Source organism: Paenibacillus spiritus, assembly GCF_008710135.1.
Lineage (GTDB): Bacteria > Bacillota > Bacilli > Paenibacillales > Paenibacillaceae > Paenibacillus_AQ > Paenibacillus_AQ glufosinatiresistens.
In genome coordinates, this window is the sequence record NZ_VYKK01000025.1 from 1 (window position 1) to 1878 (window position 1878).

Sequence of the window (1878 nt, forward strand, 5' to 3'; positions counted from 1 at the left end):
GAATTCAGAAGTCATCTGCTTGTCAGTTAAGATTGCCGGCCCTTTATGTTTACTGTCCACAATCCGGGTCACAGTTCATAAGGACCGAGGGCTTGTACTGCAAATTAGTGCTGTGACTTAGGGACGGGACGGCGGCTGCCTAACTTCGGCAGTGTTCGGAGACAACGGAACCGCTACGCATCGGATTGTACGGAATGTACCTTCCAGCACGGTAGTGGGCACGCACTGGGTGCGGCTTACGGTCGTGTTGTCTCACATGGGTGCTCTTGGGATAAAAGCAAACCTTCATGTGTGTGACCTCCTTGTTTGTACTCGGAGATCAGCGCACCTATTCGGTATTCAGCCCCTAGATTAGGACTCTTTTTGGTTTGCATTGGTCGAAGCTGACACAGAGGACCTCAGTCATTGTATATGTACGAACATGATGGGAACATCATATGTATACTTGTGAAGCATACGAAAGCCGCTTGAAAAAGCGAATTATCTCGTGTATAGTAATTCCTAAGGTCGGTTATGGTGAGTGTAAGCAACGCAATTCTGATGTTGGTAGCATCGGAATCCCGAATGGAAGAGTCCACAGAAATAGATACACTATCCCCTAATGTAATATTAAGGGATTATTATTCGTTTGTCAAGGAAATTGGAAGAAAGATTTTTTGAGATATTGAAAGTAAGACAGACTCCAAGTTGGTTATAGAGAGAAGTATAAATAACAAAGACATTCTGTATTTAGGTCATCGTCAGCGCTAATTGGTTCGAATCCAATCGGGTTCGTGAGCTACATTGTCCTTCTGGTCCTTCTTTCGTTAGTGAGATATTGGTTGGATAGCATTTCACTTTGTAAAGAAGATACCAAAGAGGAGGGAATGCCCATGAAGCGTAGTTTAATGGATAAGGGTAGAGGTCTTGTCAAAGCTGTTGGAGAGACCGGATGGGCGTTAGCTACGAACTTAGTTGCATCGGGGGCTACGCTGACCTAAATACATAATCAACTAAATAATGATCCTTAGTGGTTGCTTCAAATGGGGGGCTTTTCCGGATAAAGGAAAAGCCCCCTCTGCCATTGGTTCAGCAGAAGGGGCTACGCTTAAAAAATGCTTCTCAGTCTCCTCGCTGAAGGCCAGCTCGACACTGCCGACGCGCTTCCTGTCGTCCAACGTGATCCGCTTCACGATCAGGTGTAGCAGGGTCTTGCGCTGCGGGAACGGCGAGCGGCTGAGTAAAGCGTTGAACCGACCCATCAGGGATTGAACAAGATCATAGGAGATAGGGTCAGCCTGGTCATCCCGTAGCTCCAGTTCGAGCTTTGATCTGCGGGTGAGTTCGGCTTCGAAATCCCTATTCAAGTTGGCCAGGCGTTCTGAAAACATATCTCTATCTATCTCGTCCATCTCGTATAGTCCAAGGTATTTACGTTTCTTTTCCTCCAGACTGTTGATCCTGCCCTGTACTCCTGCCAATTCGTCCCGTAGAGGCTTGATACGCCCCAATCTGTGCTCGTTGACGTTGCGGACGACTTTATTGAGGATTTCGGGCTTTGTGACTGCCTCCTGGATACGTTTCGTCACTGCCTTCTCCGCTTCTTCCTTGCGGACGCTGTTGGCGTGACAGACGGAGCTTCCCTGGCTACGGAAGCGTCCGCAGGAATAGTACATCCGTACAATTTTCGTTCCGTCCTTCGCCCGGTTCACCGTGCGGCTCGCGGTCATAGCCGCGCCGCATTCGGGACAGCGGATGAGCCCAGTCAACAGGTACTCACCCTCGAAACGCTTTTTTGGTCAAGACCCCATTTAGTGGACATTGAAAAAAACACCTAGGCTCCAAGCTGGCGCCGGTACTCTACTGGCGTCAGTTTGTTTAATTTACGCTGTGGTCGTC

Annotated in this window: 1 protein-coding gene; it reads right to left on the reverse strand. The window is 48.6% G+C overall.

Annotated elements, in window-relative coordinates; genetic code table 11:
• Positions 1 to 992: 992 nt before the first annotated feature.
• The gene (locus F4V43_RS16125; RefSeq protein WP_223879929.1) at positions 993 to 1748 is read right to left on the reverse strand and encodes a zinc ribbon domain-containing protein; all 756 of its coding nucleotides are present in this window, start codon (positions 1746 to 1748) and stop codon (positions 993 to 995) included.
• Positions 1749 to 1878: the final 130 nt, after the last annotated feature.